We start from the raw sequence: 6,381 nt of genomic DNA, 5'->3' as shown, positions 1-6,381 counted from the left end.
GCGAAGCAATGGGTGTCCTCATGCAGCAGCATGGCGCCCAGGTTGCCGTGGCCCAGGCCCACATGGCGCTGTTCGGCAACGGAGCCGGGGATGGTGAAGGCTTCCAGTCCTTCGCCGATGGCGGCGGCGCAGTCGGCAGCGTTCTTCAGGCCGCGCTTGACAGCGATGGCGGTGCCCAGGGTGTAGGCCCAGACAGCGTTATCGAAGCAGATGGGCTGCACGCCGCGGATGATCTTGTCGCAGTCGATGCCTTTGGAAAGGAGCAGTTCGTTGCAGGCGTCCAGGGATTCGAGGCCGTTGGCTTTCAGGCACTCGTTGATTTTGGGCATGCGGCGCTCCTGAGATTCAAAAGTAGCCATATAGATGATACCTCCCTGTCTTATTCTTCGCGCGGGTCGATGTACTTCACAGCGCCCTGCTCAGCGGAGAAGCGGCCATAGGTGCCGATGTTCTTCTCGTAGGCGGTCTTGGGATCAACGCCGTGACGGATGTCTTCCATCATCTTGCCCAGGCGGACAAACTGATAGCCGATGACCTGGTTGTCCTTGTCCAGAGCGGTCTTCAGGATGTAGCCTTCGGTCAGTTCCAGGTAACGGACGCCCTTGGCCTTGGTGGAGAAGATGGTGCCGGTCATGCTGCGCAGACCCTTGCCCAGGTCATCCAGGCCGGCGCCGATGGGCAGGCCGTCCTCAGAGAAAGCGGTCTGGCTGCGGCCGTAGACGATCTGCAGGAACAGCTCGCGCATAGCCACGTTGATGGCGTCGCACACCAGGTCGGTGTTCAGAGCTTCCAGGATGGTCTTGCCGGGCAGGATCTCGCCGGCCATAGCAGCGGAATGGGTCATGCCGGAGCAGCCGATGGTCTCGACCAGGGCTTCCTCGATGATGCCGTTCTTGATGTTCAGGCTCAGCTTGCAGGTGCCCTGCTGGGGAGCGCACCAACCCACGCCGTGGGTGTAACCGCTGATGTCCTCGATCTTATAGGCCTTTACCCACTCGCCCTCTTCCGGAATGGGCGCGGGGCCGTGCTTCGGGCCTTTGGCGATGGGGCACATGTGTTCGACTTGTGCAGAGTAGGTCATAATTTTCTCTCCTTTGCCTGTATTGTGCGCATGCCGAGAGCCGGCGCACGCCTTGTGAATTCATTCACAGCCAATTCTATTATACGTTCCTGCCGTGCAATTTTCAAGGTGTCTTGCCCGAACTTTTGCGCTTTTTGGCGTTTTGTTCGCCGCTGCGGAAAAACTTTTGCAAAATATTGCCGTGGCAACAAACCATTTGTGCCCCTGTCGTGTATACTATAAACACAGGAAGGGCAGCGACGCCCGGACCTGAACTGATTCAGAACCAAGACGCGGCGGGCTGTGCCGCGCTTTCACCCCCACAAATATACAAACGGAGGTTTTTTACCATGATCAAGATCTATCGCTGCGCCCACTGCGGCAACATCATCACCATGCTCCACGATTCCAACGTTCCCGTGTTCTGCTGCGGCCAGAAGATGGACCTGCTGGTTCCCGGCAGCGTGGACGCCGCCCAGGAGAAGCATGTTCCCGTGGCCACCGTCAACGGCAGCACCGTGGAAGTGAAGGTGGGTTCCGTGACCCATCCCATGACCGCCGAGCACTGGATCGAGTGGATCCTGCTGGAGACCGACAAGGGCTTTGCCGTCCAGCACCTGACCCCCGACGCCCAGCCCGCCGCCACCTTCGCCCTGGCGGAAGGCGAGACCGCCAAGACCGTCTACGCCTACTGCAACCTCCACGGTCTGTGGAAGGCCGACCTGTAATCGGCGGCTCCTGGTTTCATCGCCAACTTTCCCTTTTTACTCTCCATACACAAAAAGCGGCATCCGCTCCGGCGGGTGCCGCTTTTCTTTCAGGATCAGGTCTCGGAGGGTCCGTACACCCCCGCCCACTGCCGGGGCGCCTGGGCGAACACCGCCCCCGCCAGTAGCAGGGCCGCCGGGTTGGTGGTCAGGTGGAAGCTCTGGCATTCCATATAGGCGTACAGCAGCATGACCAGCAGACAGCACACCTCCACCCGGCCGCTCCGGCGGGCAAAGCCCCACAGGGCCGCGGCGATGACCGCCGCCAGCAGCAGGGCCATCACCGGGCCGAACTGGTAGAGGGAAAACACAAAGCTGTTGTCCAGGGCCGGCCACTCGGGCAGCACCTGTCCGGCGATCTTCACGTCCAGCAGCCGGTAGGCGATCCACACCAGCGCCAGCCGCCCGGTGAGCAGGTCATCCAGGCGGGCGATCCAGGCGGGGCCGAAATCCGACCACCAGGGACCATTTTTCACCATGGGCAGGGGCAGCAGAAAGCTCACCGCCGCCAGGGCGGGGACCACCGCCGCGCACAGGGGCGCCGCCAGCCCGGGCATGGCTTTGTCCCGGCGCAGACGGCACCAGACCAGCAGCACCGCCAGGGCGAAGCAGCACAAAGCCGCTGTGCGGCAGGCCGGCCCCTTGTACAGGAACACCCCCACCGCCGCGACGATCACCGGGTCCGCCCAGCGGGGCCGGCGGGCCCGCAGCATGGCAAAGGCCATTCCCAGCCCAAAGACCAGCCCGCCGAAGGTGTTGGGATGGCCGTAGCCGTAGGTGCCGCGGATCTCATACAGATTGCGTTCCGCCGCCAGACCGGGGGCAGGCGGCAGCATGCCCCCATAGTTGAGTCCCACCACCAGCAGGATGGCCGCCGTCCCGGCCACCAGGAAGGTCCTGAGCGCCTTGTCCAGGGGCAGGTCCTTGGCGGCCAGCACGGCCACCGCAATGCCGATCCACCAGATGTTGTGGCAGTTGAAATAGACCCACCGGGCAATGAAGTACAGCGCTCCGGCCACCCCCAGGCTGCGCCAGGTATACCGGGTGCCGAAGAGGATCTTGGCCCCGAAACAGAGGAATGTCACCCAGTCCAGCACCGGGGACAGCACCCCCTGCACCCAGGGCCATGCGTCCCGGGCCATGCTGTTGCAGAAGGCCACGCTGACCTCATAGGACGCCATGCCCACAGCAAAGCAGACCGCGCCGGCCTTGGGCCGCCAGGATGCCCCCCAGCCGCCGAACAGGTAATGGTCCTGCCGCCACAATACGCCCAGGGTCCGGCGGATCCGGCCGGACCCCGGCCCCTGGGCAAGCCATGCCTGCCCCAGGTCCCACACCGCCGCCGCGAACAACGCCAGCAGCAGTCCGTTTGCAAATCCGAACACCCGGTCCGGCCCCCTTTTCAAAAACATTCTGGGCCTATTATACCCGCCGCCCCACGGTTTGACAAGCCGCCCGGGGGATGGTATCCTTGACCTGTACCTATTATAAAGAGGCTGTGTGCCCTGCCAAATTCCGGAAAGGAGGCTTCCCCATGACCGCAGACCGTTACCGGGCGGTGATCGGCTGGTTCCGCTCCCGCCCCGCCGCCAAACGCCTGCTGCGGGCCGCGTCCCTGGGGGCGGTGACCGCCGTCTACCTGCTGTACGCCGGACTGGCCTTCTGGCTGGCGCTGCAGAGGGACCCGCTGCTGTGGCCCTTTCTGGCGGTGCCCGCCGGGGTGTTTGTGCTGGGCACCCTCCTGCGTCGGACCATCGACCGCCCCCGCCCCTATGAGACGCTGGACTTCCCCCCCCTGTTCCCCAAGGACACCCGGGGGCAGAGCTTTCCCAGCCGTCACTGCTTTTCGGCGGCCTGCATCGCGGTGGCGGCCGTCCGGGTCTCCCCCGTCTGCACCCTGATCCTGGGGGTGCTGGCGCTGCTCATTGCCCTGACCCGGGTGCTGAGCGGGGTGCATTACATCTCCGATGTGCTGGCCGGCCTGGTCTTCGGCGCCGCCGCGGCCGGGGCGGGATACGCCCTCTGGTTCCATTTTGTGGGATAAGGAAAGGATTTTCATGAAACGCAAGATTTTTCTGCCGCTGCTGGCTGCGGGGCTGGCCCTGTCTCTGTGTGCCTGCTCCCCCGCCGATTTCATGGCCTACCTCTATGGCAGCGAGGATGCGGTCAAGGAGGAGCCCGCCTACGTCCAGTACGACGGCTCCAACGGTGTCTCGGTGATCTACGATACCAGCGTGTGGGAAGCCCCCACCGAACCCCAGCCGGACACGGTGAGCCTGATGTGCGGCACCAGCTTCAACTATACGGCGGTGCTGCTGCAGGTCACCGACACCTACACCGATTTCCTGGCCCAGTCCGGGGAGGAGCTGGCCGCCGAGACCACCGCCATTGAGCAGGATGTCTCCTTCACCGTGCCCGATGCCGTCACCCAGGCCGTGGGGTACGACTGCGGCAGCTACCAGGCGGTGTTCGCCCAGATCACCTATGACAGCGGGCTGACGGTGTATGTTTCCGCCATGACCCACTCCGCCGGGACCGACCACATCGTGGCCCTGCTGCAGGGGGTGTTCCCCACCGCGCAGACGCCGGAAAGCGCCGCCGCGCTGCTGGAGCCCGCGGCCTGACAGGCAACGCAAAAGGCCGGGGCACAGGCCCCGGCCTTTGTTCGGTCTCAGCGGATGAAGTTGGTGCGCAGGGTGTTTTCCGCCGTCGGGGGTTCGATGCCCGCGGCGCGGCCCGCCTGGATGCACTTGAGAATCCAGGCCATGTTGTGGCCCAGGTTGCGCATGATCTGCATGCCCTCTTCGTCCTGGGCAGCCTGTTCGGCGTTGCTGCCGTGGACCATGGGCCAGTAGGTGGAGCTGATCAGCGGCATCTGGCAGAACTGGGGCACCTTTTCCAGGGCTTCCAGGGCGCTGGTGGTCCCGGCGCGGCGGGCGCTGGTCACGATGGCCGCCGGCTTGTGGCGCAGGGTGCGTCCGGCGCTGTAGGCCAGACGGTGCATAAAGCCCAGCATCCCCGCGGCGGCGGTGGCATAGTGCACCGGCGCGCCGAAAACAAAGGCGTCGGCCTTCTCAGCCAGGGGCACCACATCGGCCACCGGACCGCCGAAAACGCACTGGCCGGCTTTGGCGCAGCCGCCGCAGCCCACGCAGCCGCCCACCGGAGCCGCTCCGATGTGGAAGATGGTGGTCTCGATGCCGTCGGCGTTCAGCGCCTTGGCCACTTCCTGCAGGGCCGCGTCGGTGCAGCCGTGGGCATGGGGACTGCCGTTGATGAGCAGAACATTCATTGTAAAATCCCTCCGTATATGGCGCCGGTCTTGTGACCGGGCTGCAAATGTTTCCATATCCAGTATATCATATGCGGCAAGCCCCCGCGCAGCCGCCTTTTCTTTTACCTTATATATAAAGGAAGTTGCCCTATGTCCACAAAGACCTGTCCTTTGCAGTCCCGCCAATGCGGGGGCTGTCCGCTGTTGTCTCTGCCCTATGAGCGGCAGCTGGCCCAAAAGCAGCAGAAAGCCCGTTCCCTGCTGGAACGCTACGCCCCCGTGGCGCCCATCCTGGGCCAGCCGGACCCCTGGCATTACCGCAACAAGGCCATTGCCACCTTCACCCAGGGGCGGGGCGGGCTGCAGGCAGGCATCTACGCCGCGGGCACCCACCATGTCCTGCCCATGCCGGAAGCGGGCTGCCTTCTGCAGGACCAGGTCCTCAACCAGACTCTGAAAGCCGCGGTGGATGCCGCCCGCAGCTGCCGCTGGCCCGCCTTTGACGAGGACCGGGGCACAGGTCTTTTGCGCCATGTCCTGGTCCGCCGGGGGGTGCACACCGGCCAGGTGATGGCGGTGCTCATCACCGCCGCCCCCCGCCTGCCCGGGAGCCGCAACTTTGTGGCGGCCCTGCGCAAGGCCGCCCCCTGGGTGACCACGGTGGTGCACAACTGCAATCCCCGCCGCACCAGCGCGGTGCTGGGCCGGGACGTGCGGGTGCTGTACGGGCCGGGGCATATCCTGGACACCCTGTGCGGGCTGCGGTTTTCCATCTCCGCCTCCAGCTTTTACCAGGTGAACCCCGCCCAGACCGAGGTGCTCTACCGCAAGGCCATGGAAGCCGCCGCCCTCACCGGCCGGGAAACGGTGCTGGACGCCTACTGCGGCACCGGTACCATCGGGCTGTGTGCGCTGGCTGCCGGGGCAGGCCGGCTCATGGGGGTGGAGCAGACCCCCGCCGCCGTGAAGGACGCCGTGGCCAACGCCGCCCGCAACGGACAGAAAAATGCCCGCTTTTTCTGCGCCGACGCCACCGCCTGGATCCAGCAGGCCGCCCGGGAAGGCCTGCGCCCCGACGTGGTCTTTCTGGACCCGCCCCGGGCAGGCACCACCCCGGAATTCATCGCCGCCGTCACCGCCATGGCCCCCAAACGCATCGTCTATGTGAGCTGTGACCCCGAAACCCTGGCCCGGGACGTGGGTCTGTTTGCCCGCCGGGGCTGGCAGGCCACGGGCTTCCAGCCTGTGGACCTCTTCCCCCACACCGAACACCTGGAGAC

Annotated in this window: 8 protein-coding genes; 4 read left to right on the top strand and 4 right to left on the bottom strand. The window is 65.1% G+C overall.

The features are described from left to right. Both Q0K17_RS09975 and Q0K17_RS09970 read right to left on the bottom strand, forming a co-directional pair. Window positions 1-359 (bottom strand): GGGtGRT protein (locus Q0K17_RS09975; RefSeq protein WP_294542704.1); only part of this gene is annotated, 359 nt, incomplete at its 3' end. Between the two features lie 20 nt (window positions 360-379). Continuing rightward, entirely contained in the window at window positions 380-1,081 is a 702-nt protein-coding gene (locus Q0K17_RS09970; protein ID WP_294542702.1) for a hypothetical protein, read from the bottom strand. 329 nt (window positions 1,082-1,410) lie between these two features. Between Q0K17_RS09970 and Q0K17_RS09965 the strand changes: the two genes are divergently transcribed. Further along, window positions 1,411-1,788: a desulfoferrodoxin family protein gene (locus tag Q0K17_RS09965; protein ID WP_294542700.1), complete on the top strand. Its 378-nt coding sequence runs from the start codon at window positions 1,411-1,413 to the stop codon at window positions 1,786-1,788. Window positions 1,789-1,883: 95 nt separating this feature from the next. Here Q0K17_RS09965 and Q0K17_RS09960 read toward each other — a convergent pair whose 3' ends face one another. Continuing rightward, window positions 1,884-3,212 carry a hypothetical protein gene (locus Q0K17_RS09960; protein ID WP_294542699.1) on the bottom strand — a complete coding sequence of 443 codons (1,329 nt, stop codon included), beginning with the start codon at window positions 3,210-3,212 and terminating at the stop codon, window positions 1,884-1,886. Window positions 3,213-3,361: 149 nt separating this feature from the next. Here Q0K17_RS09960 and Q0K17_RS09955 point away from each other — a divergent pair, with 149 nt between their 5' ends. Then, entirely contained in the window at window positions 3,362-3,871 is a 510-nt protein-coding gene (locus tag Q0K17_RS09955; protein ID WP_294542698.1) for a phosphatase PAP2 family protein, read from the top strand. A gap of 13 nt (window positions 3,872-3,884) precedes the next feature. Continuing rightward, window positions 3,885-4,451 carry a hypothetical protein gene (locus tag Q0K17_RS09950; RefSeq protein ID WP_294542697.1) on the top strand — a complete coding sequence of 189 codons (567 nt, stop codon included), beginning with the start codon at window positions 3,885-3,887 and terminating at the stop codon, window positions 4,449-4,451. A 47-nt stretch (window positions 4,452-4,498) separates the two neighbouring features. Here the strand turns inward: Q0K17_RS09950 and Q0K17_RS09945 are convergent, their stop codons facing one another. Continuing rightward, window positions 4,499-5,119, bottom strand: a complete 621-nt coding sequence (locus Q0K17_RS09945) for a flavodoxin family protein (protein ID WP_294542696.1) — start codon at window positions 5,117-5,119, stop codon at window positions 4,499-4,501. Window positions 5,120-5,251: 132 nt separating this feature from the next. Here Q0K17_RS09945 and rlmD point away from each other — a divergent pair. Next, window positions 5,252-6,381, top strand: a 1,130-nt coding sequence (gene rlmD / locus Q0K17_RS09940; RefSeq protein WP_294542695.1) for a 23S rRNA (uracil(1939)-C(5))-methyltransferase RlmD, incomplete at its 3' end; no start/stop codon positions are given.

The sequence above is a fragment of the uncultured Gemmiger sp. genome (assembly GCA_944388105.1).
GTDB lineage: Bacteria > Bacillota > Clostridia > Oscillospirales > Ruminococcaceae > Gemmiger.
Note: the sequence above shows the minus strand (reverse complement) of the source record. Positions and strands in the feature narration are given on the sequence as shown.